This is a genomic window from Sphingomonas sp. SAFR-052 (genome assembly GCF_051965015.1).
Classification (GTDB): Bacteria; Pseudomonadota; Alphaproteobacteria; order Sphingomonadales; family Sphingomonadaceae; genus Sphingomonas.
Window position 1 is genome coordinate 123,174 of the sequence record NZ_JBQCMO010000003.1, and the last position, 25,954, is coordinate 149,127.

Below are 25,954 nucleotides of genomic sequence, written 5' to 3' on the forward strand. Positions count from 1 at the left end.
CTCATCGGACGACGCCAAGTGACCAGGCAGCAAGGACCTTCCCGACATAGGCCGGCGTCTCGCCATTGGCCGGCACGCCGCGCGAGCGCAGGACGGCACCAGGACCAGCGTTGTAGGCGGCGAGCGCGAGATTGATCGATCCGAAGCGGTCGAGCATTGCGCGAAGGTACCGGGCGCCCCCATCAACATTGGCACGTGCGTCGAACGGATTAAGGACGCCAAGCGCGCGCGCCGTTGCGGGCATCAATTGCGACAGCCCCATCAGCGCCTCCTGCGGCAGCTGCTCCAATCCGCCTGCTCGCAGGCGAGCACGCGCGACCATCGGTCGATACGCCACGCCTATGACGCGCTGGAGCTCGCGCAGATCCTTCTTCTCACCTCGTCCGCTTGGAGCGAGCACGACAACAACCTCGGCACGCTCGCCGCCCTCGCGGCACTGGTCGATCGGCTGCCGACGCAGAGCATCCGGACCGAAGAGCAGCTCGCCTTCCAGCAATTCTCGACACCTGCTGCGATCGCGTGGCTCCTGGGCCGGGCCGCAGCGCTTACCTCGGCGGACACGCTGCTCGAACCGTCCGCCGGAACAGGGATGCTCGCTTGTTGCCGGCCATCGAAGCCGACCTCGCCCGCGGCGACGCCGTCGTGGTTCAGCTGGTCTCCACCTCCGAGGCGATGCTCGCGCGGCGATTGGCCGAGCTCGATCCGGCCGAGCGCGAAGCGCTCGAGATCGACCTCTCCCCTCGCGAATATGTCGTCGACTATCTGCTTGGTGCCTTTCCTACCCGCCAGATGCGCGTCTTCACCGATGCGGACGGCACGGTTCGCTCGGAGCCGATGGCCGACGAAGACGGCCGGCCGGTACATAGCCAGACCGCACTTGCCGCACGCGATGCTCTGGTCGAGCAACTCTGCGCCCTGCCGGCGATCGCGACGGCGCTCGACGCGATCATTGAGCGGTTCGGCACCTCCCAAGTTGCGGAAGTAACCGGGCGCACCCGCCGCCTCGTCGTGGACGCAAACGGTGCACAGCGCCTCGAACGCCGCACACCCAAGTCAAACCTCGCTGAGTCCCAGGCCTTCATGGACGGGATCAAGACACTGCTCGTCTTCAGTGATGCCGGTGGAACGGGGCGCAGCTACCACGCCTGCCTGCGCGCCAAGAACCAGGCGCGCCGCATCCACTATCTCCTCGAGCCCGGCTGGCGCGCCGACGCGGCCATCCAGGGCCTTGGCCGTACCCATCGCTCCGCACAGGCATCGGCACCGCTGTTCCGACCCGTCACGACCGATGTGCGCGGCGAGCGACGCTTCATCTCGACCATCGCCCGCCGTCTCGACACGCTTGGCGCCCTCACTCGGGGGCAACGCCAGACCGGTGGCCAGAACCTGTTCGACCCCGCCGATAATCTCGAGAGCGACTATGCCAAGGATGCGCTGATCGCCTGGTACCGCCTGCTCTACGCCGGCAAGCTTCAGTCGACGACGCTGAGTGACTTCGAGGATCGTTCGGGGCTCCGCCTCGCGGCCGAGGACGGCGGATTGCGTGACGACCTGCCGCCGATTCAGCGCTGGCTCAACCGCCTCCTCGCCTTCCCGATTGCGCTCCAGAACGCGATCTTCGACGAGTATCTCGGCCTGGTCGAGGCGCGCGTGGACGCGGCGCGCAAGGCGGGTACGCTCGACCTCGGAGTCGAGACACTGGCGGTCGAGCGGTTGCGCGTGGAGCAGGATCGCGTGATCCGGACCGATGCCACCAGCGGTTCGACCACGCATCTGCTCACGGTGCGCCTGGAACGTCGCCCACGACCCTTGTCGCTGGACGACGTGATGGATCTTGCACGACGGAAGGATGCCAGTTTCCTCGTCAACGAACAGTCAGGCCGCAGCGCCTTGCGCCTGGATAGCCGGAGCGTGCTCAGCGAGGACGGCACGCTGTGCCCGCGCTACGAGATCGTCCGCCCCTTGCGTCGGCAGCGCCTCGATCGTGACGCGTTCGCCGACACACGCTGGACCATCGCCACAGCTGACCGGTTCGCGTCCGCCTGGGCCGCCGAAGTGGGCGAACTGATCGCATCGACGTCGACCGAGACCATGCACCTGGTCACCGGACTGCTCCTGCCGATCTGGGACGCCCTGCCCGATGAACTCGCCCAGGTGGTGCGCGTCGTCGACGAGACAGGACAATCGTTGCTCGGGAGGCAGATCCCGGCGCTGGCGCTGGCGGAGCTTGGCCGTCGGTTCGGCTTCGATGCGCCCGTGGTCGCGCCGGACGATCTCGTCAGGGCGGTGCTCGAGAATGGGCGAACTGTCCCCGTAGGCAACGGTGGCAAGCTGCACGCCAAGCGGGCGCTCGTCGGCGGGTCGCAGCGGCTTGAGCTCACAGGGTTTGATCCGGCGCGCCTGCCCGAGCTGAAGGCGCTCGGCTGTTTCGTCGAGATCATCCGGTACCAGACCCGGCTGTTCGTACCCGCTCCCAAGGCACCGCAGATCCTGACCGCATTGAGCAGATAGTCGAGATCATGGGTTCGGCTCGACAGCGCCTCGCTCATCATCTATTTAGACGTTACCACTAGAAAGGTTCGGCCATGGAACGTGCGATCAGCGCCAGTGATGCCAACCAGCATTTCTCCGAGATGCTGCGAGACGTGCAGGACGGCGAGACCTTCGTCGTCACGTCTCGCGGCCGTCCCGTTGCCAAGGTCGCGCCGGTCGATGATCTCGACCGGCAGGGCCCCGCGCTCGATGCGCTGCTCGACTTCGTCGCCACCCTGCCGCGCCGGCGCGCGGAGGCGTGGCGCCGCGAAGATCTGTACGAGTGACCCGGGTCGCCTTCGACACCAACGTGCTGGCCTATGTCGCCGGCGTCGACCGGCATGCCGATGATGCAGCGAAGATCGACGCCAGCCGCGCGCTCCTGAAGCAGCTGCGCGGACGTGCCGCTCTCGTCGTTCCCGTCCAGGTCCTGGGTGAACTCTACGTCGTGCTGACCCGCTCGGGCGCGTCACGCGACGAAGCGCGCGACGCCGTGCTGCGCATGGCGCAGGCCTTTGGGACCGCCGACAGCAACGGCTCGGCTTTCCTCTCGGCGCTCGACCTGGCCACAACCCACAAGCTGCAGTTCTGGGACTCGTTGATCGTGAACGCCGCCGCCGAGGCCGGCTGCACGCTCCTCCTGTCCGAGGACATGACCAACGGCTTCTCCTGGCGGGGAACCGTCGTGGTCAACCCGTTTGCAACGACGGTCGATGAGCGTCTGACCCGCCTCATCGCCTGAGTTCGGGCAACCCCCACCTCACACGACTTGGAGGAGGAAAGGAGGCGTCGAGGACGCGAGCCGGCGCAGGCGCGCCCGAGGCTCGTGACCAAGGAGACCGACGATGATCCAGACCATAGCGCTCGGCAAGCTCGTGCCGTCCAAGCGCAACGTCCGCCGCCGCAGCGATGCCGCTGCCGATGCCCAGCTTCGTGCCGATATCGAGGCGCGTGGGCTGCTCCAGAACCTGATCGTGACCGCCAACAAGAAGCCGAGGGGCACCTACGCCGTCGAGGCCGGGGGACGGCGGCACAGCGCGCTGAAGGCTCTCGCCGACGAAGGAAAGCTCCCCACCGACTTCGCCGTTCCCTGCCTCGTCCTCGACGACCTCGGCAGCGCCGTGGCGGAAGCGAGCCTGGCGGAGAACTTCCAGAAGCTTGCGCTGAATCCGGCAGACGAGTGCCTCGCCTTCCAGCACTTCATCGAGCAGGGATCTGATGTCGAAGGCGTCGCTCGCCGCTTCGGGGTCACCGTGCGGTTCGTCGAAGGCCGGCTGCGGCTGGCGAGCCTCGCACCCGTGGTCTTCCAGGCGCTCGCCGATGGCGAGATCACGCTCGATATAGCGAAGGCACCCTCGACTTCCGACGTCAGGCCCTTCGGATCGACGGTCATGCCGTTGATCACGAAGGCTTGGCTGACATCGGAACCGCGCTGCTCGGTGACGATCTTGACGAGTTCGGCCTTGAGCGCCCCGTGCGCCGACGGATCGGCGAGCTTCAGGATCTGCTCCATCCAATAGTCGAGGCCGGCGGGCGATCGATTGAGCAGCATCAGCGCGACGTCGCGCGTCACCAGCTCCAGATAATCGGCCTCGACGCCCGACGAGCTGATCGTCAGCGGACGCGTCGCGATCGGCTGCAGGATGATCTCCCGGTCCTTCGACGAGAGCGCTGAGAACAGGGCGAGGTTGATGACGAACGAGGCGGCGGCGGCGAGCAGCAGCACCTTGCGCTGCCGCAACAAGGACTGGCTGCGCTGGTGCGCAATGTCGGCGAGCATATCGTCCTCCCTCAGCCGGCCAGCAGGCGGCAATGGGAGGGCGGAGTGGCTTTCAGCCTGACAAAGGTCGCACCCAGATACCAATAGGCGGCATGGATCACCCACGAGCTGGCTCGGCCAGCTTTTGCCTTGCGCAGCGCAAACCACGCTCCGCAGGAGAGTATGATGCCAATCAGGATATGCTGGGTGAGAATGCCCCAGGCGAACGGGATCGCCAGCCCCATGAATTCATCAAGGGTCCAAAGGCCGATGAGCTCGGGATCATCGAGACGCCTGGGAACGATATACTTGTCAGACATGGCTGCCGCCCCGCCCTCTTTTCCCGCGCTCAGATGAGCGCGGTGACCGTGGAGGTGACGATCGGCACGCCGGTGCCGACACCGATGCCGACGCCGACGGGCAGCGCCACCTGGCCAAGGCTGAACCGACCCGACGCCATGCCGATGATGCCGCCGGCGAGACTGAGCACGGCGATGATCTTGCCGCCCGAACCCTCAAGAAAGTCGGTGAACTTGGTCAGCGCCGGGCTGAAGGTCGCATCTGCGCCGGCATAGGCGGCGGTTGCGCAGAGCATGAGCCCCACCGCGGGCAGGACATAGTCACTGGCACGACCGAGTTTGGCGCGGGCCAGCGGGAGCTTGAGGCTGTGCATCGAGAGCGTCTCCGTGGGAGTGTCGGTGCGGCCGAACGCCGACCGCCCACTCACCAAGCGCCACTCGCCGGGCCACCTCAACAGAAAGGAACATGAAGAGAACATATCACCGCTGTCGTCGCGGATTTTGCGATCGCCATCGCAGCTGGCCTTGGAATCTTCCTACTTTCCGCGACTGGGGTCGCGGCGGTCGATCACCTCAGCAGCCGGCGTCGCGACAGCTGTCGCAACTTCCGCATCTTCCCTGATTCGGCTCACTTGCGGCTCGATTCGTTGGTCGTCCACGCCATCGTAGTCCGACCCACACCCCTACGCTTCGCTAGGATGTTCCTGTTTTGTTTTCCTACAGGCCATGTTGGCGCTAGCGTGCGGTACGACTCGATAATTGGAGATATTTCGTGCCCGCCAATGCCGACCCTCCACCTTTTACCTCGGCGCCGCTGCATGCCGTGGTCGCCGATCTCGTGGACGAGAGCGGCGTGAGCCAGCGCGACCTCGTTTCCCGCGTCGGGCTCTCCAAGGATCAATTAAGCCGTACGCTGAAGGGCTCCCGACACATGAGTCTAGAAGAAGCGGCGACGATCCTGCACGAAGCCGGGCTGCCGGCCCGCGGCACACTGACGCTGGCACTGTTCGATCGTCAGGATCTCGCGACCGATTGGGCACGCTCAGGACTCGGTGGCTTCTTGGAAATGATGGTGGCCGCTCTCCCCGATGCGCTCGCCGCGGAAATTGGCGAAACCAGCGATCGGGTCGACCCCCGTTGGGGAACGCAGGCCGCGCGCTTTGTCGCGCAGCGGATTGCCCACCACATCCACGACCTGATCGAACGAGAACAGCGTCTTGGCGACTTCTCGCCCGGACGTACCGCCTAACCCACTAGCAGCCGACCACTGGGGAGAGGTCGCGGTAGCTTCAACGAAGGACAGCTTGATGCAAGCTCATCTCTCCCGATCCTCGGAACGCCTCATCAGGCTGCCCGAAGTCAGACAGCGGGTCGGCCTCGGTCGCTCAACCATTTACCGGCTGATGGAACTCGGATCATTCCCGAAAGCGCGGAAGTTGGGCCCTCGCGCGATTGCGTGGTCCGAGGGCGAAATCGACAGCTGGATTGAGGGCAAGCTGACGGACCAAGCTAGAGACTGAGGCGCAATGGCGCGTTCGCAGAGCGAATTGTTCATGCAGCAGTTGCTGGGCTCCTGTAGCGATCGCTCTCTCTCTCTCAAGTGCACGCCTCGGGCAGTCCCTCGGACAACTGTTTGGCCCGCTCTGCGCAATACACTCGGCTTCAGTCGCCAAACTGGCCGATCCTCGATGCTGCCATCGGCGCTTGCTCACCGGCGCCGTCGAAAACGACCGGCATTGGGGACTTTCCTGCCAGTCAGCTTTCAGGATTGGAACGGTCGAAAGCCGCCGGCACGGGTGTCACAACCGTTCGGTTATGACACCGGCTGCGGCACGGCGGCTTCTGAGGCTCCCGATCGTGCGGAGATCGGTCCGGAATTCCAAAACTGGTCGTCTCGGGTCCGTCGTCCAGTAGCCTTTCCGTGGAAACGACCGACAGTCTTAGTTCGTAGCCCGCAGGATGACCGTAGTCGTTTCCCCCGGCATGTCCCACATCGGAAAGTGACCGCTGTGCGCAAACCAGTGCAACGTCGCTGACGGGAACGCCGCTTGCGCGCGGTTGGCCTGACGGGGCAGGCAGAGCCGGTCTTGTCTGCCCCAACCGATGACGATGCGCTGCGTCGGATCAGCCGCGGGACCCCGCTGTTCCGGACCGTTGGCAAGGTCACGGACCAGCGCATCGAAGGTCGGCGTGTCGATGATGCTGGTCAGTTCGGTGCATACCAGCTCGGGCGACAGCGCCGCGGGCTTCGCCGATAGCTGGGCCAGCAGCGCCATGCGCGCCGCGCCGCTGCGGCTGAGCGCCGGCAAGCGCGATCGCAGCGCGCGCAGCAACCGTGCGGACAAGCCGATCGTGGTGTGGAAGAAGGAACGCTCCCAACCACGCCAGAAGCCGCCCGGATCGAGGGCGACGACGTTGCCGACCTTCCCCCGGCGCCCCAGTTCCAGCACGATCCGGGCGCCCATCGAGCTACCCACGACATCGACGCCGACAAGGTCGTTCGCGACGAGATAGCGCTCTACGCTGCCGACCAGTCCATAGAATGTGCCGCTATCTTCTTCGGCCGGTGTCGCTCCATGGCCCGGCAGATCGATGGCGATAACCGATCTTTCCACGGCGAGATCATCCAGGATCGGCCGCCAGGCACGCCAGCTGCTGCCCACGCCATGGATGAGTAGCAGGGGCTTTCCGCTGCCACGAGTGATCTGATGCATGAAGACTCCGTCCCGTTCGCATTCGGTCAACGATCGAGGGGGCGTAAGGGTGTCGAAGCCCATCAGCTTCAGCTGTCGACGGCTCGTGCTAAGCCGTGGACGAGCTGCGCTCATGAAGTTTCTACCTAACCTACTTTTTTCTGTGCCTTTTTTCGGATCCAAGCACGAGGCGTGGTCGTTAACCAGCAATTGACGGGTTGCGCTTGGTGAACGGGAGCAGGTTCGATGCGGAAGCGTGGTGTTCTGATCGGGCTAGGAGCCCTCACTATGGCGCTGGCGGGGGCTGCCTATGCCCAGGCTGGACGCAGCGCCGCGCTGACGCAGGTGGCGCGCTTTGACCATCAGGTCACCGGCGTCGCCGTCACTGCCGACGGGCGCCGCTTCGTCAACTTCCCACGCTGGACCGACGACGCGCCGATCTCCGTTGCCGAGGTGATGCCCGACGGGACGCTCCGGCCCTATCCCGACGCCAAGTGGAACAGCTGGCGCAACGCCAGGGCCAACGAGATGCCGGTCGGCGAACACTTCGTCTGCGTTCAGTCGATCGTTCCCGACGGTCATGGGAACCTCTGGGTGGTCGACCCGGGCGCGCCGGGCAACGAGAAGATCCTAGAGGGCGCGCCGAAGCTCGTCCGCATAAACCTCAAGACGAACAAGGTGACTAAGGTCATTGCGGTGCCGGGCGATGTCGCATTGCAGGGCACCTACCTCAACGATATCCGCTTCTCGTCCGACGGTCGGACCGGATACATCACCGACAGCGGCACGCGCGGCGCGATCATCGTCGTCGACCTGACCAGCGGGAAGAGCTTCCGCGCCCTCGACGGCCATCCGTCGACCCAGATCGACAAGAGCGTCACCGTCGCGATCGAAGGCAAGCCATTGGTCCGACCCGATGGGCGGCAGCCCGCGTTCGCCGCCGACGGCATCGCGATCTCGAACGACGGGCAGACGCTCTACTGGCAGGCGCTGACCGGCAAGACGCTCTATTCGATCGCCACCGACAAGCTGCGCGCTGATGTCAGCGAGCGCGACCGCGCGGATGCGGTGAAGACCGTCGCCACCACCGCCGTCGCTGACGGCCTGTGGATGAGCAAGGCAGGAACGCTCTACATCACCTCGCCGACCGATTATTCGATCAGACGGCTCGCCGGCTCGTCCACCGAGATCGTGCTAACCGATAAGCGGCTGCGCTGGCCCGATACGTTCAGCGAGGGATCCGACGGGACGATCTACGTCACCGCGAGCCACATCCAGGACACGCCATGGTTCACGCCGGGCGCGCCGCCGTCGATCCGCACCCAGCTGTTCTCGTTCGCTCCGACCCGTTGAGGACCGCCATGACCTACCTGCGCTACCGCGACGACATCGAGACGCCCGAACCCGACGAACAGGAAACGATCGACGGCATCATCCAGGGCATGACCCAGCAAAGCGAGGTGGTCGAGAAGCGCGAGCAGCATGCCGTGCGCGCCAGCCATGCCAAGAGTTCGGCCTGCGTCGTCGGCACGCTGACGATCGCCGACGACCTTCCGCCGGAACTGGCACAGGGGCTGTTCGCCGCGGCAGGCACCTACGACGTCGCGATCCGCTTCGCGCAGGGGCCGGGCGAGACGCTGGGCGACCGCGTCTCCACCCACCGGGGCATGGCGATCAAGGTGTTCGGCGTTGATGGCGAAAAACTGCCCGGTCATGACGCGCCGACGCAGGACTTCGTGTTTGCCACGGGACGGACATTCCCGTCGGGGACCGCGTCGGGCTTTCTCAGCGACGCCAAGAAGATCGGGGCGGCGACGCCGATGCCCGAGGGTGTGAAGAGCGCGGTGTCGTCGATGGCGCGCAACTTCAACAAGGTGCTGGGCCTGTTCAACACCGCCTATGCCAAGGCCGATTTCTTCGGCCACCCGTTCAGCCATCCGATCGGCGACGACTATTTCAGCCAGGCACCGGTGCGCTACGGCGACTACGTCGCCAAGCTCGGCGCCGTGCCGGCGTCGCAGGCGCAGGACGCGCTCAGCGAGTGGCAACTCGACCCGCATGAGGACGAGGACGGCTTCCGCCGCGCCGCGATCGATTATTTCCGCGGCCACGAGGCGGTCTTCGAGCTTAGGGTCCAACTCTGGGCAAACGCGGAGACGCAGCCGATCGAGGACGCCTCGGTCGAGTGGCCGTCGCAGGACAGCCAGTATCGCACCGTGGCCACGATCCGCATCCCTGCGCAGGAAGCCTACAGCACGGCACGCGCCCGCTATTTCGATGAGGTAATGACCTTCCGCCCGGCCCACAGCCTGGCCGCGCACCGGCCCCTAGGGTCGGTGATGCGCGCACGGCTTCAGGTCTATCGCGCGCTGTCCGCCTTTCGCCACCGCGAGAACGGGGTTGCCGAGGAAAACACCGCCGACATCACCGCCATCCCGGCCTGACCCGAAGCAGAAAGGCGTCGATCATGCCGACAGCCGTCAATACCGCCACCTACGCCGCCGTGCCGATCGGCACGGTGCCAACCACGTTGACGATCAACGGTGAGACGCGCACCCGCGCGATCGAGCCTTGGACGACGTTGCTTGATCTGCTGCGGGAAGGCGAAGACCTGATCGGCACCAAGAAGGGCTGCGACCACGGCCAGTGCGGCGCATGTACCGTGCTGATCGACGAGCGCCGCATCAACTCGTGCCTCAAGCTGGCTGTGACGCTGGACGGGGCGGACATCACGACGATCGAGGGGTTGGGCCAGCCTGGCGACCTCCATCCGCTGCAATCCGCCTTCTGCAACCACGACGCGTTCCAGTGCGGTTATTGCACTCCAGGCCAGATCTGCTCGGCGCAAGGCCTCATCAACGAGGGCAAGGCCAAGACCCGCGACGAGGTCCGTGAGCTGATGAGCGGCAATCTGTGCCGGTGCGGCGCCTACTCGAACATCGTCGATGCGGTGCTCGACGTGATCGGAGAGCAGGCATGAACCGCTTCGATTATGCCCGTCCTGCCAGCGTTGCCGAAGCGGTGCAGGCAGGTGCAGGTGAGCAGGTCCGCTTCCTGGCGGGCGGCACGAACCTGATCGACCTGATGAAGGAGAACGTCGATCGACCGACGACGGTGATCGACATCAACCGCCTGCCGCTGAACGCGATCGAGGAGCTGGACGGCGGCGGGCTGAGGTTGGGCGCGCTCGTGCCGAACGCCGAAACCGCTTGGGATGCGCGGGTCGAGCAACGCTATCCCTTGCTGTCCTCCGCGATCCTCGCCGGCGCCAGCCCCCAGTTGCGCAATGCCGCGACCAATGGCGGCAACCTCAACCAGCGCACGCGCTGCTATTACTTCTATGACGTCGCCACGCCCTGCAACAAGCGCGAGCCGGGTTCGGGCTGCGGTGCGATCGGTGGGGTCAATCGCATCCACGCAATCCTGGGCGCGAGCGACCAGTGCATCGCCACGCACCCGTCGGACATGTGCGTCGCGCTGGCGGTGCTCGACGCAACCGTCCAGGTGACCGGTCCGGAAGGCGACCGCGCGATCCCGATTGCCGATTATCATCGGCTACCCGGCGACGAGCCGTGGCGCGACAACACTCTGAAGCCAGGCGAATTGGTGACGGGCATCGACCTGCCGGCCGAGGATTTCACCCAGACCTACACCTACCTGAAGCTGCGCGATCGTCTGTCCTATGCCTTCGCGCTGGTGTCGATAGCCGTCGCGATGCGGGTCGAAGACGGCACGATCGCTGAAGCGCGGGTGGCGCTCGGCGGTGTCGCACACAAGCCATGGCGCAGCACGGAAGCCGAGAAGCTGCTGAAGGGCCAGCACCCGTCGCCGCAGGCGTTCGGCACCTTCGCCGACGCCCTCCTCGCCGGGGCGGTCGGTCAGGGCGAGAACGACTTCAAGATCCCGCTCGCGCGCAAGGGCATCGTCCGTGCGCTGAAGCAGGCCGCCGAGGCCACCCCGCAATCGCAGACCGACAAGCGCGTCGCTTAAGGAACAGACATCATGGCTACCGCAGCGAAAATCGGGATCGGAAGCGCGATCAACCGCGTCGACGGGGTTGAGAAAGTCACCGGCACGGCGCGCTACGCCGCCGAGCATCCGGTGGAGAACCTGCTGTACGGCTACATCGTCGAGGCCGCGATCGCCAAGGGGCGGATCGTCAGTATCGACGAAGAGGCGGCGCGCGCCGTACCCGGCGTCGTCGAAGTCATCACGCACCTGAACCGGCCGCATGTTGCCTGGACCGACCACAGCTACCAAGACGAGCTGAAGATTCCGGGCTCGCCGTTCCGGCCACTCTACGATGACCGCATCCAGTTCAGCCAGCAGCCGATCGCGCTGGTCATGGCCGAGACGTTCGAGGCAGCGCGCTACGCTGCCAGCCTGGTCGAGGTCGCCTACGAGGCGGAGGCGCACAATACCGACTTCGAGGTTGCGGTCGGCGAGAAGTACGTGCCGAAGAAAAAGCGCAGCGGCTACATGGCGCCCAAGGACCGTGGGGACGCGGCGCAGGCGTTCGCGGACGCCCCGCTCAAGGTGTCTGGCGACTACCGGCTCCCGCCGGAGCACCACAATCCGATGGAGATGTTCGGATCCACCGTCGAGTGGCACGACGACGGCAGCATCACCGTTCACGACAAGACCCAGGGGTCTCAGGTCGTGCAGGGCTACCTTGCCAGCGTCTTCGGCTTCTCCAAGAAGAAGGTGCGCGTCCTCAACCCATATGTCGGCGGCGCCTTCGGCTCGGGCCTCCGGCCGCAACATCAGGTGTTCCTGGCGGTGCTTGCCGCCAAGATGCTGGAACGCTCGGTGCGCGTCACGATGACGCGCAATCAGATGTTCAGCCACGCCTACCGCCCCCAGGCGATCCAGAGCATCGCGCTGGGCGCGGAGACCACCGGCAAGCTCACCGCGATCCGCAACGAGGCGACCACCTCCACCTCGCGCTACGAGGACAATATGGAGAATGTCGTCACCTGGGGATTGATGAACTACGACTGCCCGAACGCTGACGCTGAATATACTGTCGCGCAGGTCGATACCGCGACCTCGGCGGACATGCGCGCGCCGGGCGCGGCAACCGGCATGACGCTGTTCGAGATCGCGATCGATGAGATGGCCTATGAAGCCAAGGTCGATCCGCTCGAATTCCGCCTCATCAACTATTCGCCGATCGATGCGATGAATGGCACGCCGTACACCAGCAAGGCGCTACGCGAGGCATTTCAGGAGGGTGCCGAGGCATTTGGATGGAGCAAGCGCTCGGCCGAGGTGCGGTCGATGCGCGACGGCAAGGAGCTGGTCGGCTGGGGTTGCGCGACCGGCATGTGGGACGCGCAATTCTCGAAGACGTCCGCCAGCGCCAAGCTCACGGCCAACGGACACCTGGAAGTGGCTTGCGCGACGTCGGACATCGGCACCGGCAGCTACACGGTCATGACCCTGGTCGCCGCCGATACGCTCGGCCTGCCCCCTGAGCAGATCACCGCCAAGCTGGGCGACTCCGACCTGCCGACCGCCCCGGTCGAAGGCGGGTCGTGGGGCGCGGCGTCGTCCGGCGCGGCTGTGCAGCTGGCGTGCCAGGCGGTCGGCAAGAAGCTGTTGAAGGCAGCCGGCAAGATCGCCGGTGCACCGCTTGGCGAGGCGACAATAGACGACGTGCTGTTCGAGGATGGCTGTATCGTGTTGAAGGACGCGCCGACCGTCCGGGTGCCGTTCGGCGACGCGATGCGTGCCGCGGACCTGACGCAGATCGAGGAGGAGGAGACAGCGGCGCCCGGGTTCGGCGACATGTGGAAGGGTATGCACAAGTCAAAGAACACCCACAGCGCAATCTTCGCAGAGGTGAAGGTCGACGAGGAATTGGGCGTGATCCGCGTCACACGCATTGTCGACGCGGTCGCCGCTGGCCGCATCATCAACCCAAAAACCGCGCGCAGCCAAATCCTGGGCGGCGTAGTGATGGGCATGGGCATGGCGCTCCACGAGGAGACCTTCCCCGACCACCGGCTAGGTCGCTGGATGAACCACAATTTCGGCGAATATCATGTGCCCGTGCACGCCGACATCCACGATATCCAAGTGATCTTCGTCGATGAACCCGACCCCGAAGTGACCCCGCTCGGAGTGAAAGGCCTAGGCGAGATCGGCATCGTCGGCACCGCTGCTGCGATCGCCAACGCGATCTATCACGCGACTGGTAAGCGGGTGCGGTCTTTGCCGATCACGATCGATAAAATCTTGGATTGATTAGCCAAAGTCGGCATCCGCCGTGTCGGGCGAACAGCCGGCTTCAGTCATTCTTCGGTTCTGAGCCTGGCTTGTAGGTGGGCTTTGCTGGCGGAACGATGTAGCTCAACGTCACGATCCCCGCGGCGATTAGTCCAGCACGCCAATTCCAGAATGCCAAGCCGAATGCCGCCCAATAGGCAGCGGCGGTCAGGCCATATTTGATGGTCAGGCGGCGAAGATAAGCCTCGGTCAGCCTCCGGTCGGGGAGGCATCTGGCGGTGGCGTATACCCACCGAAGAAACCACCAGGTCGCTGGTGTCGCTGCTATGCCCAGATACCATAGGGCGGCGGTTGAGCTCTGCGTATCTCCGGCGAAGTGTTCGACCAACGGACGCGCGGGAAATGGAGTGATACTGACGGCAGCCAGAAAGCCGATGCTCAGCAGATTGTAGCCGTGGTCGGTTTTCTCCAGCAGCTTGCCGCTGAAATGGCTGTGAATCCAATAGAGGCCGATGAGGATTACGCTCAAGCCGTAAGCGGCGTATTCGGGTGCCAGCTTCAGATAGGCCGCTGCGAGGTCGCCCTCCTCAGGCTTCGGTGCGTGCAGTTCCACCACCGGAAGGGTGATCGCGATCGCAAGCACCGCGTCCATGAAAGCCTCGAGGCGATCCGATTTGCGTTCGCTTCCTTCGAGAGAGAATATCGCCATCTGACGCTAGAGCATTTCGAGCGGGCGGCGGTCGCGTGGCCGGGGAAATGCCGCGTCGAGTGTCGCAAGGTCGGCGTCGGAGAGGACGATATCTGCGGCCGCGCGGTTCTCCCGCACATGTGCGATCGAACTCGCCTTCGGGATGGCGATGAGGCCATCGTGCCGCAACGTCCAGGAGAGTGCCACTTGGGCAGAGGTTGCACCGACCTCGGCTGCGATCTTTTCGAGAGCGGGATGGCTTGAGAGCCGTCCCTGCTCGACGGGACTATACGCCATCACTGGCACTTTATGATCGGTGAGCCACGGCAACAGGTCCAGCTCGGGGCCTCGACGGACGAGATTGTAGAGGACCTGATCGGTCACGCAGCCATCCCCACCGGCAGCGACAAGCTCGTCCATATCGTCGGTATCGAGGTTGCTGACACCCCAATGCCGAATCTTTCCTGCCGATTTCAGCGCCTCCATTGCCTCCACGGTCTCGGCAAGCGGCACAGATCCCCGCCAGTGGAGCAGGTAGAGGTCGAGCCGATCGGTGCCGAGCCGCTTCAGGCTTGCCTCGCACGCACCGGCAAGGCGGGAGCGCGATGCGTTCTATGGATATGCCTTGCTGACGAGGAACAACTGGTCGCGGAGGTTGCCTAGTGCCTCACAAATCAGCGTTTCCGCCGCACCATCGCCGTACATTTCGGCGGTATCGATCAGCGTCATGCCCAAATCGACACCTGCGCGTAGTGCGGCAATCTCATCGGATCGCCGCTCGGCACGCTCGCCCATCTTCCAGGTGCCCTGACCCATCGAAGGAACGACGTCCCCGCCCGGTAGCGTCACGCATCTCATATGCTTTCGCTCCCTTTAATATTCTCGGCTACTCGTTGAAGGTACGCCGATATGTCGGTCACCGCTACGTACAAACGTGGCATCATTTGAGGCGGTGTCACAACCGTCCGTGGCTGTTGAAAAACAGGCTGCTGGGATCTCGCCTGGACGATCAAACCGCAGCCGGCCATCGATCGAGTGCCATTTCGGCGATGGAGAGAAGTTCGTTGATCGTAGCGCCGTCGCGCGCTTGAACGGACATGCCTTCCATGACCGTATTGATGAATTTGCCTAGGACGGCCGGATCAGTATCGGCCGCAAGCTCGCCCTGCGCGGCGCCCCGATGTAAACGCTCGATCAGGAGGGCCTCCGCCGCGATACGCTTGTCGCGCAGCAGGCATTCGATGGCGGCGGACGCCGGCGACACGGCTGCCGCTGCCGAATACATGAAGCAGCCGGCCGGCGTTCCAGGTTCCGAGAACGATGACGCCGCTCGTTCCAGCAGGCCTTTGACGGCTTCGAAGGTGGACAACGCCGGATCGTTGATGGGTTCATAGAGGTGGACGCTGAACGTCGCAGCGTAGCGCTCGATCACCGCCGCGAACAGCCCCGCCTTGTTGTCAAACGCCGCATAGAGACTGGCGGCGGCGACGCCAGTCTCTGCCACCAGATCGGCCATCGACGTCGCCTCGTAGCCGCGCTGCCAGAACAGCCGTACCGCCTTGTCGAGCGCAGCGTCAGTGTTGAACTCTCGAGGGCGGCCTGCGCCACGACGAGCTTTCGTGTCTGTCATGTCTGATGCCCGATATGGAATGATCGATAAATAATAGCTTGAACCTCGTCGCTGACATCGATACAGAACGATCGTTCAATAATCAAGGAATGGTCCATGAGCCGCATCGTTCGGATCCACGAATATGGCGACGCCAGCGTCCTCAAGATTGAAGATGTGGCAGTGCCCGCGCCCGCGGCCGACGAGGTGCAGATCGCTGTCAAGGCGATAGGCATAAACCGCGCCGAAGTGATGTTCCGCAACCATGCCTACCTTCAGGAAGCCGAGTTCCCGAGCCGCCTCGGCTACGAGGCTGCCGGTATTGTCGGCACGGTCGGCGCGGACGTGACCGGGTTTGCGGAAGGCGAAGCCGTCAGCCTCATCCCCCCGCTCGATATCGCGCGCTGGGGCACCTATGGCGAGGTCGCCAACGTGCCTGCCCGCCTCGTCGTCAAGCATCCGGCGGCGCTTTCGTTCGAGGAAGCGGCGGCCGTGTGGATGCAGTATGTCACCGCTTGGGGTGCGCTGGTGGAGCAGGCGAAGCTCGGCGAGGGCGATTTCGTCATCGTCACCGCTGCTTCCAGCAGCGTCGGTCTTGCTGCCTTCCAGATTGCGCGGATGGTCGGCGCGACGGTGATCGCGACGACGCGTACCGGCACCAAGCGCCAAGCCCTGCTTGATGCCGGTGCACATCATGTCGTCGCGACCGGGGAAGAGGATCTGGTAGCAAAGGTGATGGAGATAACCGATGGTGCAGGTGCGCGCGTGGTGCTCGACCCGGTCGGAGGCCCGTCGTTCGAGCCGCTGACCGCGAGCATGGCGCGCGGCGGCATTCTGCTTGAATATGGCGCGCTCAGCGGCGAGCCGACGCCGTTCCCGTTGTTCTCCGTGCTGGGCAAGAGCCTCACGCTCAAGGGTTATCTCTACAGCGAGATCGTCTCGGACGACGCCGCCCTCGATCGCGCCAAGGCGTTCATTGTGGCGGGACTGGAATCGGGCGCGCTCAAGCCGCGGATCGCGCGCACCTTCTCGCTCGACGCCATCCAAGACGCACACCGCTTCCTCGAATCGAATGACCAGATCGGCAAGGTCGTCGTTACGGTCTGACCGGCAAACCTGGGGGAGCGAGCGATGGCTCCCCCTCCCGGACACAGGATCGGACCCTCAGCGCCCATGCCGTCGCTGTGGCGCAGTCTTGAAAGCATGACCGCTCCTCCTCCGCGTGCCAGACCTGTCTCAGGGTAACATGGCGGCTATGCCTGCCCGATCAGAGGGGGCGCATTTTGAAAATGGCCGGGGAACCTCGCCTTATTATAGAAGCGCCAGTCTCTGGACAGGATTGAAACTCCCCCCCTGTATAGTATGCTGAAGCGATTTCTTGAGAAAGCGCGATGCCACATTCACCAGAGGACAAGAAGCGAGCCATCACACGCTTGCGGCGTATCAAGGGCCAGGCGGACGCTTTGGAACGCGCGATCGAAGCCGGGGCCGATTGCACTCCTCTGCTGCAGCAAATTGTCGCCATGCGAGGCGCGACAAATGGACTGATGGCAGAAGTGATGGAGAGTCACCTTAGGGAAACATTCGGTGCCGGTGCAGTTCCGGCCGTCAAAAGCGAGAACGGCGATCACGATGACAAGGTGGAGGGCGTAATGAAGATTCTGCGTACATATCTTAAGTAACGACATCAGCGATCTTCTTCTTGCCCCCGCTCTTCCGCGGTTAGAGCAAAAGCCTCGTGTCTTGCTACCCGGTGCCGTTCACCAGAGTGCAGCCTTTTGGCGTTCTGTCCCTCGATTTTGTTGTCGGCGTAGCGAGCACGAGCGTCTTCTCCGGCGTTTTTCAGGGCGTCAGGATCGATGGACCCTTCAAGATCGATGGGCAGGTCGCAGGCTGTGGGCGACACAGAGGTGGAGGCCTGCGAAGCGAAGCCACCCCCACATGCCTTCTCTGGTTTGACATCCTCACTTGGACACCTCTTGAATACTGGCAGGGAGTATATTAAACATACTCCCTGCCAGTATGAGAGCGTCGACGAATTTCTGATGGCGCAACGGCCTTGCACCGGCAATCGGCTTCAATCAACGAGGGTATCCCAACATGAAATCTCGCGCCGCTGTAGCCTTCGAGGCAGGCAAGCCACTCGAAATCGTCGAGATTGATGTCGCCCCACCCCGGAAGGGCGAAGTGCTCATCCGGGTGACGCACACCGGCGTGTGCCACACCGATGCGTACACGCTGGCGGGTAATGATCCGGAGGGCGTTTTCCCGGTGGTTCTAGGCCACGAGGGTGCGGGCATCGTTGTCGAGGTCGGTGAGGACGTCACGAGCGTCAGGCCGGGCGATCACGTGATTCCGCTCTACACCGCCGAGTGCGGCAAGTGCGATTTCTGCGCGTCGGGCAAGACCAACCTGTGCGTCGCTGTCCGCGAAACGCAGGGCAAGGGCTTGATGCCCGATGGCACCACCCGCTTTTCGTACAATGGCCAGCCCCTCTACCATTACATGGGCTGTTCAACCTTCAGTGAATATACTGTCGTCGCCGAAGTCTCGCTCGCCAAGATCAATCCTGAGGCAAACCCCGAACATGTCTGCCTGCTCGGCTGCGGCGTCACGACCGGCATCGGCGCAGTCCACAATACCGCCAAGGTCCAGCCCGGAGACTCGGTCGCCGTGTTCGGCCTGGGCGGCATCGGCCTCGCGGCCATTCAGGGTGCGCGCCAGGCGAAGGCGGGTCGCATCATCGCCATCGACACCAATCCGTCCAAGTTCGAGCTGGCACGCCAGTTCGGTGCGACCGAGTGCATCAACCCCAAGGACCATGACAAGCCCATCCAGCAAGTGCTGATCGAGATGACGGGCTGGGGCATCGATCATACCTTCGAGTGCATCGGCAACGTCCACGTCATGCGCGCCGCGCTTGAATCAGCGCACCGTGGCTGGGGTCAGTCGATCGTGATTGGCGTTGCCGGCGCGGGCGAAGAGATCTCCACCCGTCCATTCCAGCTCGTTACGGGCCGCGTCTGGAAGGGGTCCGCTTTCGGCGGCGTCAAGGGACGTACACAGCTCCCCGGCATGGTCGAGGACGCCATGAGAGGCGATATAGATCTGGCCCCGTTCGTTACCCACACCATGGGTTTAGAGGAAATCAACGAGGCGTTTGAACTGATGCTCGAAGGAAAGTCGATCCGCACGGTTATCCACTACTGACCGGCCGATCCAAGCCGACCCAGAACGCTTTCGTTGAGAGCTTCAACGGCCGCCTGCGCGACGAATGCCTCAACGATACGCTGTTCACCTCGCTGGCTCACGCCAAGGCCGTGCTGGCTGCCTGGCGGCAGGACTACAACACCGTCAGGTCGGCCTCACAACTCGGCGGGCGTACCCACACCCAGATCGCCGACCAACTTGGTCCGGCATGCCCCGGACCAAGTTGGTATGTCCTCAACCACCAGCCATGAACCATGTGGACTCTACGTCTGAGCGGTAACAACCGGGAGCACGTCATCAGCAGCAGCATCAAAAGCAGGATAAAACGCAAAAGACAGGCCATCCACTACAGCGGATGGCCTGTCGTGGTCCTTCTGATTGAAGTCCAAAGCCGGCCCGTTCATCCCGAATGGCAGGCGTATCTCACCGTTCAGCCAAGCCCGACGAAACGGTGTCGAGCACTTTGCTATTTAGCTGCCAGTAGAGTGAACTTATGGATCTGCGGCGGTTCGGAGAACAGCTCATCGGCCTTGTCCATGAGTGCGGCGGCAACCTTGCCGTCAAGATGCGCCTGCCGATCTTGCTCTGTGTCGAACGTATCGAAGATCGCGTACGCACCGGGGCCTTCCTGGATCGCATACCAAGTCAGGGTACCGGGTTCGGCTTGAACGAGCGGTAGCGCCGAGGTCAAGAAATCCGCGACTTCGCTCTCCTTTCCGGGCTTGGCCTTCAGTGGCACGTACAGCGCAAGTTTGGGCATGACCAACTCCTCAAGATAAATGACTAGGTATTAGTTGTCTAAATAACGAACGAGAGGGTGCAAACGTTGCACAGCGGGCACGCGCGAAGATCATGTCTCCCTTCGTGGCCTCAAATGGACCGTCTTGCGCCGAGTTCGGCCCCACGACGGTCCAGCGAACGCGACCCTGAAGGACGAAGTTCATCTCCCAAGCGTAGGGGTGACAATGCGGTTCGCGTATGCCGCCAGGCGCTAGGCGAGCGATGTAGCACGCCCCCTGCTGCCCCTTCAGGATTGGCCAATTGTGCTCGTGTCCGCCTTGCAGACCCCCGCCGTCAAATACATTGGCAGGCGCTTCGGCCAGATGAAACAGGTGCGGATGGTCAGCATCCACCCCGCCGGCCGGCTTGTTACCTGCAAGCTCTGGCGCTGCTCCCGGATCGCTCCAAGGGGGGCTGCCCACTGCAGGACCCTCGGACGGCGTTGATGGGGAAGGAGCGTCCTTGGCGCTATCATGTCCATGCGGACGCTGGCGGAAGCCAGCGTCAGTATCGGGTTGAGCCGCCCCATCGATAGGGTTCGCGTTCGGCATGAAATGGGCTGCTTTCCGGAAGGCTCGCTGCGCCGACCAAGGACTAATTTGAAGTGTGAGATACACCATCGTCAGCACGTTTGTCGCTACGCCGCAATTTTAGCTGAACGGCGGTGTGATTGACTGACGTAACGAAGGCGGAGCACACACCGCTCCGCCTCCTCTCCATCGTCAGAACTGCTGTGCGGTCGGCCGGATGACGATCGCGTTGATGTCGACGTCATCAGGCTGTTCGACAGCGAACGCGATAGCACGCGCCACCGACGCCGCAGGGATGGCCTGTTTATAGAAGTCGAGTACCGTCTCGGCAGCCGTGCCCGACGTCGTGAACTTCAAGTCGCTTTCGACGGCTCCGGGCTCGATAGACGTGACACGGACCTTTTCGCCCACCTCCTGGCGAAGGCCCTCGCTGATCGCGCTGACGGCGAACTTGGTGCCGGAGTAGACCGTGCCGCCTGGTGCGAAGACCTTGATGCCCGCAACCGAGCTCAGGTTGATGATGTGGCCGCTGCCCTGCTCGAGAAAGCCGGGAAGGGCCGCCGCGATGCCGTAAAGCGTACCCTTCAGATTGACGTCGATCATCTGGTCCCACTCGTCGGTGTTGACCTCGGCCATCGGACGGATCGGCATCAGCCCGGCGTTGTTGATCAGCACGTCGAGGCGACCGAAGTCGGCGATGATCGCGGCGACGACGGACTGGACCGCCGACTTGTCGGTGACGTCGAGCGCGTAGCTACGTGCCGTGCCGCCGCTTGAGGCGATGTCCGCGACAACCTCGTCGAGCCTGTCCTTGCGACGGGCGGCGATGGCCACCTTGGCGCCGCGTTCAGCGAGAAGCCGCGCGGTTTCCGCGCCGATACCGGTGCTGCCGCCGGTGATGAGAACAACCTTGCCTTCGATACCTTTGGTCATGACTGTGTGTCCTTGATTTCAGATGTTGATTTTCCGCTGGATCGCGGCCCCGCGCCAGCGGTAGCCGCCGCGTGGATAAACGAGGCCAATAAGGCCCAGGCGAAGCGCAGGTGCCAACAGGCCGATCATCCGCAGCTCCTCTACATAGAACGGTTGTGCCAGCAGCGCCGACCCCACCCATTCTTTAAGCTTGCCCATGGCAGCACCTTCAGGTCGCGGAGACGGGGTTGAGGACGAACGCGCCGCGCTCGGCCAGATCGCCGATCTGAGAGAGGTAGTTCTGGAAGTGGGGCGTCGCGCGGTGGGCGGCAACCGCATCCGAGTCCGCGTACAGCTCGTCGAGGACGAAGCGGTTCGGATCGCTCTGGTCCTGCCAGAGATCGTAGCGCAAATTGCCCGGCTCCGCACGGCTCGGCTTTAACATGGCGTCGAGCAGAGCGTGCAGGCGGTCGACGGTATCCGCACGGGCGGTGAGCACGGCGACGATCTTCACGTTGGCTGTCATGGCACCGTTCCTTGTCATGGTTATATGCGAAGCGGGGCGCATCCTGAGCGCCCCGCCCGTCATCCTGGTACTCACGCAGCGGCGCGATCGAGGGCTTCGATCAAAGCGTCGGCCATGGCCTGGTCCGACGCCGGATTCTGGCCCGTGATCAGCTCCCGGTCCACGACGACATTCGAAGCGAAGTTCTTGTCAGTGACCGAGACGTCGCCACCGGCCGAGCGCAGCGCCTTTTCCATGTCGAAGAAGAGCTCGCCCTTCAGCACTTGCTCCTCGGCGATCTTCTCCTCGCTCGCCGAGAAGACGGTCATGCGGTAGCCCGAGTAGATCCAGTCTCGCGCCAGGTCGGCCGCCCCGGCGTCATCGCCTTCCTCCAGCGCCTTGCGGAAGGCCGGAGCATCGTCGAGCGTAGCGACAACGGCTACCGGTCCGTGGCAGAGGAGCGCGGTCGGCTTGGCCGCCGTGTGGAAGTGACGGAGGATCGTGCCCGCGTCGTGGTCCTGCATCAGGTCGACGACGGGAGCGTGGCCGCCCGGCACGAACACTCCGACAAAGCCGTCCAGGCCGCCCTCGACGACAGAGCGCAAGCTGCGGACGTCGTTCATCGCCGGGTGGCTGGCAAAAAAGTCCTTGGCGCGCTGGAATGCCGTCTGATCGCCGCCAAAATGATCAACCGAAAAGGAGACGGCGTCGATGTGCGGCTTGGCCCCATTGGGCGTGGCGAGAACAATGTCATAGCCGGCGTCGAGCAGAGCCAGCGCGGGGACCGCCGTCTCGTTGAGATACTGACCGACCGTCGCGGTACCGCCGCCACGCAGACCGATCTGCGTCGCGTTCGATCCAAGAACGAGAACCTGTCCCTTGCTCATCTGAACCTCCATGTTCGCGGCGTCCGTCGCCGATGGATGGGAAATGGGCCTCGTTGACATATTCCAGAAGTTTATCTTTTTGATTTCAGATATAACGCTAACAGGATGACTGCATGCGCTACGATCTGAACCTGCTGCCGATCTTCGTCGCGTTGATGGAGGAGCGCAGCGTCACGCGGGCCGCCGAGCGCATGGGCATGACACAGCCCGCCCTGTCTAACGCCCTATCGCGTCTACGACTGATGCTTCAGGACCAACTGTTCGTCCGCGAGCGCTACGGCATCCAGCCGACCCCGATCGCGCTTGAACTCTCACCGCTGATCGCCGAGGCACTCGCGCAGCTCGACAACGCGGTCCTCGGTCAGCAGGCCTTCGACCCCGTACAGGCCGAACGGCTCTTCACGATCGCGCCGAACGGCTATGTCGAGTTCGTCCTCGTCCCCGCTGTCGTGGCGCGCCTGGAGAAGGTCGCCCCCGGCATAAAGCTTCGTCTGACGCCCTACGGCAACGATCTTGTGGAAACAGGCGTCGTATCGGGCACGACGGCGCTCGTACTGGGCCGCATCGTCGATCCGCCCGACAACCTCGTCGTCCAGCACCTGATGGACGAAGGGCTCGCCTGCGCCGTCCGCGCCGACCATCCGGGCGTCGGCGATGCCATGACGCGCGAGCAGTTCGAGGCGATGAAGCACGTCAACATCGTGCCGCCCGGACGGATGCGCGCCGGGCTGTTCCAGGCGCTGGCGCAGCAGCAGCTGAAGCGTGACGTCGCAATCTCCGTGACAAACTTCTTCGCGGTAGCCGAGATGGTGGCGGTGACCGACTATTGCGCCACCTTGCCCTCGCTCATCTGCAGGCGGCTGATGCACGACCCCCGGCTGAAGATCCTGCCGGCTCCGGTCGACCTTGGCAGCTTTCCCGTGGAAATGGCTTGGCACGTCCGCTATCGGCATGATCCCGCACACCGCTGGCTACGGGCGCTGATCGGCGCGGTCATCACCGACCTCACGGGGAAGACGGCAGCGGCAGCCACGCCGTCGCCAGCCTGACGACGATGCCGAACCGCGACGTCGCTTGTGCGTATCCCGTACACGACAAAGTTCGCTATACAGCCCCTGACAATAGGATTTATCATGCGCGCAATCGGCTACCAGCAGCCCGGAACGATCGATCGCACGGAAGCTCTCGTCGATATCGAACTTCCCGATCCCAACGCTACCGGCCGTGATCTCCTCGTCGAGGTCAAGGCTGTCTCGGTAAACCCGGTTGACACGAAGGTGCGCGCTGGCTCGGGTTCGATCCACGGTGATTGGCGTGTCCTGGGTTGGGATGCCGCCGGTGTCGTTCGCGCTGTTGGCCCTGAAGTGCGCGGCTTCGAACCGGGCGACGAGGTGTTCTACGCGGGCAGCATCGGCCGTGATGGGACCAACGCCGAGTTGCACTTGGTCGACGAGCGCATTGTCGGGAAGAAGCCGGCCAGCCTCGATTGGGCAGAGGCAGCGGCGTTGCCGCTGACGGCGATCACCGCGTGGGAGGCCCTCTTCGAGCGTTTGTCCGTGCGTACTCCTGTAGCCGGTGCAGCACATGCGCTGTTGATTGTCGGGGGTGCCGGCGGGGTAGGCTCGATGGCAATCCAGCTTGCTCGCCAAGTACCCGAGCTGATCGTCATTGCGACGGCCTCGCGCCCTGAAACGCAGGCCTGGGTGGGTGAGCTCGGTGCGCACCATGTCATCGATCATCGCCAGCCGCTGGCTCGGCAAGTGGCGAATTTGGGCATCGGCGCGCCGGCTTTCGTCTTCTCGACCACGCACACCGACGAGCATATTGAGCAGATCGCCGAGCTGATCGCCCCGCAGGGACGCTTCGCACTCATCGACGACCCCAAGACACTCGATGTCGTACCGTTCAAACGGAAATCAGTGTCGACCCACTGGGAGTTCATGTTCACCCGGTCAATGTTCGAGACCGCTGATATGGAAACGCAGGGTCAGATCCTGTCGGCCATCGCCAGCCTCGTGGACGCCGGCGAGGTGCGCACCACCCTCACCGAACGGTTCTCCCCAATCAACGCCGCGAACCTCAAGCGCGCGCACCAGGCGCTTGAGAGCACTACCGCACGCGGCAAGATCGTCATCGAGGGTTGGCAGTGATGCGGTTCACGCTCACCCGCAACGTCCGCCGCGCCCGCGGCCCCCGCTGCACCAACTGAAAGGGACCAAGCCTCGGCGTTATCGATGCCAGCCATGTGCGGTTGTGGGCGTCGCTTTCGCTGGGTCACTGATATCTACAATCATAAAAGACCGTGATGTTTCGAGATAGCAGACGCGATCCTCGGGTGAAAACTCGGGACGTCTTCTAGCTCGGCATCTCACCAATCGGTGCCAAGAGCGGGGAGTGCTTCGGCTAAGAAGTCAATCCACGCCCGCGTCTTGGCGGCGGGGCGCCGCGTCGGGTGTGTGATGGCATATGCCGCTCCCAGCATCATAGGCGGCTCATCCAGCTTAAGCTCGCTCAACTGGCCAGCGCGAAGCGCCTCTGCCGCAATAAAGCGAGGCCCATAGACCAGCCCTTGGCCTGCGATGGCGGCGCGAACCAAGGCCTCGCCATTGTCGGAGCACATCGATCCGGAGATCGGCACCTTGATCGTCCCGTCTTTGCCGAACGCCCACGACGTGGTCCCTGCCAACGACGCGTTGGTGTGGCCGAGACAATCGTGAACGCCAAGATCGGCCAGGCGGGTGGGCGTTCCGCGCCGCGCCAAGTAGGCGGGGGCGGCACACAGCACGATGCGCATCGCCACGAGCTTGCGGGCAACAAGCGCACTGTCGGCCAGCCGCCCGATCCTCACGGCGACGTCCCATCGCTCTTCCAGCAGGTCGACGTAGCGATCGTTGAAGCCCAGTTCGATCGTCACCTCGGGATGACGTGCGGAGAAAGCAGGGATGAGAGAGGCAAGGTGCAGAACGCCGAAGGTGGCGGGCGCACTGACGCGCAGCAGCCCCTGCGCGGTGATCGACCGCGACGATGCCTCCGCCTCGGCTTCACCGATCTCCATCAGGATGCGTTCGGCCTTTTCGAAATAGTCGGTGCCTGCCTCGGTCAGCGACAGCCGACGCGTCGACCGCTGCACCAGCGTGGTGCCAAGCCGCGCTTCAAGAGCATCCAGATGCTTTGCCGCCATCGCTGGCGACATGTGCAGATCACGGGCGGCGGCAGAGATGCCACCGAGCCTGATCGCCCGGACGAACACGTCCATACCCGTCAACCGATCCGTCATGATTTCCTACCCGTGGTTGAAGCTGATCCTTCTACTCGGCAG

General features: G+C 63.8%; 27 protein-coding genes and 5 pseudogenes. 17 read left to right on the forward strand and 15 right to left on the reverse strand.

Annotated features, from left to right (window positions below; genetic code table 11):
- Nucleotide 1: 1 nt before the first annotated feature.
- A complete protein-coding gene (locus ACTHQV_RS06345) occupies nucleotides 2–496 on the reverse strand; it encodes a lytic transglycosylase domain-containing protein (protein ID WP_440489011.1) in 495 nt (164 codons plus the stop codon).
- Nucleotides 497–597: 101 nt separating this feature from the next.
- On the opposite strand from ACTHQV_RS06345, the pseudogene ACTHQV_RS06350 reads away from it, so the two are divergent.
- The 4 genes and pseudogenes from ACTHQV_RS06350 to ACTHQV_RS06365 all read left to right on the forward strand — a co-directional run.
- Nucleotides 598–2,511, forward strand: a pseudogene (locus ACTHQV_RS06350) (strawberry notch C-terminal domain-containing protein); the annotation flags it as partial.
- 74 nt (nucleotides 2,512–2,585) lie between these two features.
- On the forward strand, nucleotides 2,586–2,819 hold the full coding sequence (locus ACTHQV_RS06355) for a type II toxin-antitoxin system Phd/YefM family antitoxin (protein ID WP_145151953.1): 234 nt from the start codon (nucleotides 2,586–2,588) through the stop codon (nucleotides 2,817–2,819).
- Complete coding sequence (locus ACTHQV_RS06360) at nucleotides 2,816–3,274, forward strand: PIN domain-containing protein (RefSeq protein ID WP_145151950.1); 459 nt, start codon at nucleotides 2,816–2,818, stop codon at nucleotides 3,272–3,274. Before ACTHQV_RS06355 ends, ACTHQV_RS06360 begins: the two co-directional genes overlap by 4 nt.
- Nucleotides 3,275–3,377: 103 nt before the next feature.
- Nucleotides 3,378–3,884: pseudogene (locus tag ACTHQV_RS06365) on the forward strand (ParB/RepB/Spo0J family partition protein); the annotation flags it as partial.
- 4 nt (nucleotides 3,885–3,888) lie between these two features.
- Here ACTHQV_RS06365 and ACTHQV_RS06370 read toward each other — a convergent pair.
- The 3 genes and pseudogenes from ACTHQV_RS06370 to ACTHQV_RS06380 form a co-directional block, all read right to left on the reverse strand.
- Nucleotides 3,889–4,312, reverse strand: a pseudogene (locus ACTHQV_RS06370) (type IV conjugative transfer system protein TraE); the annotation flags it as partial.
- 11 nt (nucleotides 4,313–4,323) lie between these two features.
- Nucleotides 4,324–4,611: a type IV conjugative transfer system protein TraL gene (traL, locus tag ACTHQV_RS06375; RefSeq protein WP_145147011.1), complete on the reverse strand. Its 288-nt coding sequence runs from the start codon at nucleotides 4,609–4,611 to the stop codon at nucleotides 4,324–4,326.
- A 29-nt stretch (nucleotides 4,612–4,640) separates the two neighbouring features.
- Nucleotides 4,641–4,964: a TrbC/VirB2 family protein gene (locus tag ACTHQV_RS06380; RefSeq protein WP_145147013.1), complete on the reverse strand. Its 324-nt coding sequence runs from the start codon at nucleotides 4,962–4,964 to the stop codon at nucleotides 4,641–4,643.
- A gap of 398 nt (nucleotides 4,965–5,362) precedes the next feature.
- Here ACTHQV_RS06380 and ACTHQV_RS06385 point away from each other — a divergent pair, with 398 nt between their 5' ends.
- Both ACTHQV_RS06385 and ACTHQV_RS06390 read left to right on the forward strand, forming a co-directional pair.
- A complete protein-coding gene (locus tag ACTHQV_RS06385; RefSeq protein ID WP_145147015.1) occupies nucleotides 5,363–5,839 on the forward strand; it encodes a helix-turn-helix domain-containing protein in 477 nt (158 codons plus the stop codon).
- A gap of 58 nt (nucleotides 5,840–5,897) precedes the next feature.
- On the forward strand, nucleotides 5,898–6,110 hold the full coding sequence (locus ACTHQV_RS06390) for a helix-turn-helix transcriptional regulator (RefSeq protein WP_145147017.1): 213 nt from the start codon (nucleotides 5,898–5,900) through the stop codon (nucleotides 6,108–6,110).
- 420 nt (nucleotides 6,111–6,530) lie between these two features.
- Here the strand turns inward: ACTHQV_RS06390 and ACTHQV_RS06395 are convergent, their stop codons facing one another.
- The gene (locus ACTHQV_RS06395) at nucleotides 6,531–7,367 is read right to left on the reverse strand and encodes an alpha/beta fold hydrolase (protein ID WP_440489013.1); all 837 of its coding nucleotides are present in this window, start codon (nucleotides 7,365–7,367) and stop codon (nucleotides 6,531–6,533) included.
- A gap of 204 nt (nucleotides 7,368–7,571) precedes the next feature.
- Between ACTHQV_RS06395 and ACTHQV_RS06400 the strand changes: the two genes are divergently transcribed.
- From ACTHQV_RS06400 to ACTHQV_RS06420, 5 genes are read left to right on the forward strand one after another with little or no spacing between them, the layout of a single operon-like run.
- On the forward strand, nucleotides 7,572–8,636 hold the full coding sequence (locus ACTHQV_RS06400; protein ID WP_440489015.1) for an L-dopachrome tautomerase-related protein: 1,065 nt from the start codon (nucleotides 7,572–7,574) through the stop codon (nucleotides 8,634–8,636).
- Between the two features lie 8 nt (nucleotides 8,637–8,644).
- Nucleotides 8,645–9,727 carry a catalase family protein gene (locus ACTHQV_RS06405; RefSeq protein WP_145147023.1) on the forward strand — a complete coding sequence of 361 codons (1,083 nt, stop codon included), beginning with the start codon at nucleotides 8,645–8,647 and terminating at the stop codon, nucleotides 9,725–9,727.
- Between the two features lie 23 nt (nucleotides 9,728–9,750).
- Entirely contained in the window at nucleotides 9,751–10,263 is a 513-nt protein-coding gene (locus tag ACTHQV_RS06410; protein WP_145147025.1) for a (2Fe-2S)-binding protein, read from the forward strand.
- The gene (locus ACTHQV_RS06415; protein ID WP_145147027.1) at nucleotides 10,260–11,273 is read left to right on the forward strand and encodes an FAD binding domain-containing protein; all 1,014 of its coding nucleotides are present in this window, start codon (nucleotides 10,260–10,262) and stop codon (nucleotides 11,271–11,273) included. Before ACTHQV_RS06410 ends, ACTHQV_RS06415 begins: the two co-directional genes overlap by 4 nt.
- A gap of 12 nt (nucleotides 11,274–11,285) precedes the next feature.
- A complete protein-coding gene (locus tag ACTHQV_RS06420; RefSeq protein ID WP_440489016.1) occupies nucleotides 11,286–13,532 on the forward strand; it encodes a xanthine dehydrogenase family protein molybdopterin-binding subunit in 2,247 nt (748 codons plus the stop codon).
- A gap of 43 nt (nucleotides 13,533–13,575) precedes the next feature.
- On the opposite strand, the gene ACTHQV_RS06425 is transcribed toward ACTHQV_RS06420, so the two are convergent.
- The 3 genes and pseudogenes from ACTHQV_RS06425 to ACTHQV_RS06435 all read right to left on the reverse strand — a co-directional run bounded on the left by ACTHQV_RS06425 (nucleotide 13,576) and on the right by ACTHQV_RS06435 (nucleotide 15,832).
- On the reverse strand, nucleotides 13,576–14,223 hold the full coding sequence (locus ACTHQV_RS06425; RefSeq protein ID WP_145147031.1) for a TMEM175 family protein: 648 nt from the start codon (nucleotides 14,221–14,223) through the stop codon (nucleotides 13,576–13,578).
- 6 nt (nucleotides 14,224–14,229) lie between these two features.
- Nucleotides 14,230–15,060, reverse strand: a pseudogene (locus ACTHQV_RS06430) (aldo/keto reductase).
- A gap of 151 nt (nucleotides 15,061–15,211) precedes the next feature.
- Nucleotides 15,212–15,832, reverse strand: coding sequence for a TetR/AcrR family transcriptional regulator (locus ACTHQV_RS06435; RefSeq protein ID WP_145147033.1), 621 nt, complete (start codon nucleotides 15,830–15,832; stop codon nucleotides 15,212–15,214).
- Between the two features lie 96 nt (nucleotides 15,833–15,928).
- Between ACTHQV_RS06435 and ACTHQV_RS06440 the strand changes: the two genes are divergently transcribed.
- The 4 genes and pseudogenes from ACTHQV_RS06440 to ACTHQV_RS06455 all read left to right on the forward strand — a co-directional run.
- Complete coding sequence (locus ACTHQV_RS06440) at nucleotides 15,929–16,918, forward strand: zinc-dependent alcohol dehydrogenase family protein (protein WP_145147035.1); 990 nt, start codon at nucleotides 15,929–15,931, stop codon at nucleotides 16,916–16,918.
- Nucleotides 16,919–17,202: 284 nt separating this feature from the next.
- Nucleotides 17,203–17,493 carry a metal/formaldehyde-sensitive transcriptional repressor gene (locus ACTHQV_RS06445; protein WP_145147037.1) on the forward strand — a complete coding sequence of 97 codons (291 nt, stop codon included), beginning with the start codon at nucleotides 17,203–17,205 and terminating at the stop codon, nucleotides 17,491–17,493.
- A gap of 418 nt (nucleotides 17,494–17,911) precedes the next feature.
- A complete protein-coding gene (locus ACTHQV_RS06450) occupies nucleotides 17,912–19,021 on the forward strand; it encodes an S-(hydroxymethyl)glutathione dehydrogenase/class III alcohol dehydrogenase (RefSeq protein WP_145147039.1) in 1,110 nt (369 codons plus the stop codon).
- Between the two features lie 11 nt (nucleotides 19,022–19,032).
- Nucleotides 19,033–19,272 (forward strand): annotated as a pseudogene (locus tag ACTHQV_RS06455) (integrase core domain-containing protein); the annotation flags it as partial.
- A 215-nt stretch (nucleotides 19,273–19,487) separates the two neighbouring features.
- Here the strand turns inward: ACTHQV_RS06455 and ACTHQV_RS06460 are convergent.
- The 6 genes from ACTHQV_RS06460 to ACTHQV_RS06485 all read right to left on the reverse strand — a co-directional run bounded on the left by ACTHQV_RS06460 (nucleotide 19,488) and on the right by ACTHQV_RS06485 (nucleotide 22,635).
- The gene (locus ACTHQV_RS06460; protein ID WP_037528225.1) at nucleotides 19,488–19,781 is read right to left on the reverse strand and encodes a putative quinol monooxygenase; all 294 of its coding nucleotides are present in this window, start codon (nucleotides 19,779–19,781) and stop codon (nucleotides 19,488–19,490) included.
- A gap of 10 nt (nucleotides 19,782–19,791) precedes the next feature.
- On the reverse strand, nucleotides 19,792–20,421 hold the full coding sequence (locus tag ACTHQV_RS06465) for a cupin domain-containing protein (RefSeq protein ID WP_420822845.1): 630 nt from the start codon (nucleotides 20,419–20,421) through the stop codon (nucleotides 19,792–19,794).
- Nucleotides 20,422–20,523: 102 nt separating this feature from the next.
- Nucleotides 20,524–21,264 (reverse strand): SDR family oxidoreductase, encoded by a 741-nt coding sequence (locus tag ACTHQV_RS06470; RefSeq protein ID WP_037528221.1) that lies wholly within the window; start codon nucleotides 21,262–21,264, stop codon nucleotides 20,524–20,526.
- Nucleotides 21,265–21,282: 18 nt separating this feature from the next.
- The gene (locus tag ACTHQV_RS06475) at nucleotides 21,283–21,462 is read right to left on the reverse strand and encodes a hypothetical protein (protein ID WP_066781563.1); all 180 of its coding nucleotides are present in this window, start codon (nucleotides 21,460–21,462) and stop codon (nucleotides 21,283–21,285) included.
- 10 nt (nucleotides 21,463–21,472) lie between these two features.
- Complete coding sequence (locus ACTHQV_RS06480; protein ID WP_132884492.1) at nucleotides 21,473–21,769, reverse strand: putative quinol monooxygenase; 297 nt, start codon at nucleotides 21,767–21,769, stop codon at nucleotides 21,473–21,475.
- Nucleotides 21,770–21,840: 71 nt separating this feature from the next.
- Nucleotides 21,841–22,635: a type 1 glutamine amidotransferase domain-containing protein gene (locus ACTHQV_RS06485; protein ID WP_145147043.1), complete on the reverse strand. Its 795-nt coding sequence runs from the start codon at nucleotides 22,633–22,635 to the stop codon at nucleotides 21,841–21,843.
- A gap of 113 nt (nucleotides 22,636–22,748) precedes the next feature.
- On the opposite strand from ACTHQV_RS06485, the gene ACTHQV_RS06490 reads away from it, so the two are divergent.
- Complete coding sequence (locus tag ACTHQV_RS06490; protein ID WP_132884494.1) at nucleotides 22,749–23,684, forward strand: LysR substrate-binding domain-containing protein; 936 nt, start codon at nucleotides 22,749–22,751, stop codon at nucleotides 23,682–23,684.
- A gap of 84 nt (nucleotides 23,685–23,768) precedes the next feature.
- Nucleotides 23,769–24,785 carry a zinc-binding alcohol dehydrogenase family protein gene (locus ACTHQV_RS06495; RefSeq protein ID WP_075800947.1) on the forward strand — a complete coding sequence of 339 codons (1,017 nt, stop codon included), beginning with the start codon at nucleotides 23,769–23,771 and terminating at the stop codon, nucleotides 24,783–24,785.
- A 218-nt stretch (nucleotides 24,786–25,003) separates the two neighbouring features.
- Here ACTHQV_RS06495 and ACTHQV_RS06500 read toward each other — a convergent pair whose 3' ends face one another.
- A complete protein-coding gene (locus ACTHQV_RS06500; RefSeq protein WP_440489018.1) occupies nucleotides 25,004–25,891 on the reverse strand; it encodes a LysR family transcriptional regulator in 888 nt (295 codons plus the stop codon).
- Nucleotides 25,892–25,954 lie beyond the last annotated feature (63 nt).

Coding starts and splice junctions, on each gene's coding strand:
- ACTHQV_RS06400 (WP_440489015.1), top strand. CDS start 7,572: ATGGCGCTGGCGGGGGCTGCCTATGCCCAGGCTGGACGCAGCGCCGCG.
- ACTHQV_RS06395 (WP_440489013.1), bottom strand. CDS start 7,367: ATGGGCTTCGACACCCTTACGCCCCCTCGATCGTTGACCGAATGCGAA.
- ACTHQV_RS06435 (WP_145147033.1), bottom strand. CDS start 15,832: ATGACAGACACGAAAGCTCGTCGTGGCGCAGGCCGCCCTCGAGAGTTC.
- ACTHQV_RS06460 (WP_037528225.1), bottom strand. CDS start 19,781: ATGCCCAAACTTGCGCTGTACGTGCCACTGAAGGCCAAGCCCGGAAAG.
- ACTHQV_RS06500 (WP_440489018.1), bottom strand. CDS start 25,891: ATGGACGTGTTCGTCCGGGCGATCAGGCTCGGTGGCATCTCTGCCGCC.
- ACTHQV_RS06450 (WP_145147039.1), top strand. CDS start 17,912: ATGAAATCTCGCGCCGCTGTAGCCTTCGAGGCAGGCAAGCCACTCGAA.
- ACTHQV_RS06495 (WP_075800947.1), top strand. CDS start 23,769: ATGCGCGCAATCGGCTACCAGCAGCCCGGAACGATCGATCGCACGGAA.
- ACTHQV_RS06355 (WP_145151953.1), top strand. CDS start 2,586: ATGGAACGTGCGATCAGCGCCAGTGATGCCAACCAGCATTTCTCCGAG.
- ACTHQV_RS06475 (WP_066781563.1), bottom strand. CDS start 21,462: ATGGGCAAGCTTAAAGAATGGGTGGGGTCGGCGCTGCTGGCACAACCG.
- ACTHQV_RS06405 (WP_145147023.1), top strand. CDS start 8,645: ATGACCTACCTGCGCTACCGCGACGACATCGAGACGCCCGAACCCGAC.
- ACTHQV_RS06380 (WP_145147013.1), bottom strand. CDS start 4,964: ATGCACAGCCTCAAGCTCCCGCTGGCCCGCGCCAAACTCGGTCGTGCC.
- ACTHQV_RS06465 (WP_420822845.1), bottom strand. CDS start 20,421: ATGGTGTATCTCACACTTCAAATTAGTCCTTGGTCGGCGCAGCGAGCC.
- traL (WP_145147011.1), bottom strand. CDS start 4,611: ATGTCTGACAAGTATATCGTTCCCAGGCGTCTCGATGATCCCGAGCTC.
- ACTHQV_RS06480 (WP_132884492.1), bottom strand. CDS start 21,769: ATGACAGCCAACGTGAAGATCGTCGCCGTGCTCACCGCCCGTGCGGAT.
- ACTHQV_RS06415 (WP_145147027.1), top strand. CDS start 10,260: ATGAACCGCTTCGATTATGCCCGTCCTGCCAGCGTTGCCGAAGCGGTG.
- ACTHQV_RS06485 (WP_145147043.1), bottom strand. CDS start 22,635: ATGAGCAAGGGACAGGTTCTCGTTCTTGGATCGAACGCGACGCAGATC.
- ACTHQV_RS06445 (WP_145147037.1), top strand. CDS start 17,203: ATGCCACATTCACCAGAGGACAAGAAGCGAGCCATCACACGCTTGCGG.
- ACTHQV_RS06490 (WP_132884494.1), top strand. CDS start 22,749: ATGCGCTACGATCTGAACCTGCTGCCGATCTTCGTCGCGTTGATGGAG.
- ACTHQV_RS06470 (WP_037528221.1), bottom strand. CDS start 21,264: ATGACCAAAGGTATCGAAGGCAAGGTTGTTCTCATCACCGGCGGCAGC.
- ACTHQV_RS06420 (WP_440489016.1), top strand. CDS start 11,286: ATGGCTACCGCAGCGAAAATCGGGATCGGAAGCGCGATCAACCGCGTC.
- ACTHQV_RS06425 (WP_145147031.1), bottom strand. CDS start 14,223: ATGGCGATATTCTCTCTCGAAGGAAGCGAACGCAAATCGGATCGCCTC.
- ACTHQV_RS06390 (WP_145147017.1), top strand. CDS start 5,898: ATGCAAGCTCATCTCTCCCGATCCTCGGAACGCCTCATCAGGCTGCCC.
- ACTHQV_RS06440 (WP_145147035.1), top strand. CDS start 15,929: ATGAGCCGCATCGTTCGGATCCACGAATATGGCGACGCCAGCGTCCTC.
- ACTHQV_RS06410 (WP_145147025.1), top strand. CDS start 9,751: ATGCCGACAGCCGTCAATACCGCCACCTACGCCGCCGTGCCGATCGGC.